Raw genomic sequence first — 901 nt, forward strand, 5'->3', positions numbered from 1 at the left:
GCGCCGTCACACACCCATTGGGGGCGGGCGTGATGGTGCCCAGCCCCGCATTGGGGCTGGGCGCTGGCGGCTGCACCTTACCCAGTTGCACCTCACTCCACTGGTAGGGTGAGTGGCTGCCCCCGGTGTGGGCTTGGATGAACGCTGCCAACTCCGACTCCACTCGGCCATTGTCGGGCAAGTGTTGCACGATGGTGTTGCTGCCCGCTGCGCCCGCATTGAAGGCGGCACCAGGGTTGCGCACCCCTGATCGGCTTGCGGTCTTGCCCGCCACGTTGTTCACAAAGCCAGCGTCGCCCGCACGGATGGCGTTGTTGCTGAGGTCGCCGCTCAGCCCGAGGCTCAGCTCGCGCTCGCCGACACGTATCACCTGCATCATATTACCCATTTGGCTTATTTTCGCTTTTGGGAGCCTCCAGCTCTTTGTGGCTCATTTTAACTTTGCGCCAGCCTAGGGGGTCAAATGTAAATGCCCGCAGATCTAATGTTTTTGATATTATGGCAATTGACGCGAACCCAATTATGCAGAGGCCAACCACTTTCGAAATGACGATCAATATTATGGGCCATTGTAATAAAGGCGGCAAGAGAACAAGCGCGGCCCCCAATATGAACAATAAATCCGCAGCCCATCCTTTTATATTCCCTTTCTTATCTAGTGGTGTCATTTTGATATCTTTCTTTGTGAGTAGATGAGGCCTTATTAAATTCGGTATTTGCGCAATTATAGAAAGTTTAATTGACTCCGGAATTCTTCCAAAGTTGAGCGGCTTCGTTGGTAATTGGCGCCGCCGCTGGCAATCTATTATCAAGTCTGTGTTGAATGTACGTGATCAAAGAATCATTGACGCCCTTCCCCACATCTGGCCTGGCCACCTGCTCAACAAAGTCTGCAGCCAGC

Annotated in this window: 1 protein-coding gene; it reads right to left on the reverse strand. The window is 53.5% G+C overall.

Going from position 1 to position 901, the window contains the following annotated elements:
* On the reverse strand, window positions 1-388 hold a 388-nt coding region (locus SRAH_RS12190; protein WP_171816060.1), incomplete at its 3' end, for a hypothetical protein.
* Window positions 389-901 lie beyond the last annotated feature (513 nt).

Source organism: Serpentinimonas barnesii (genome assembly GCF_000696225.1).
Classification (GTDB): domain Bacteria; phylum Pseudomonadota; class Gammaproteobacteria; order Burkholderiales; family Burkholderiaceae_C; genus Serpentinimonas; species Serpentinimonas barnesii.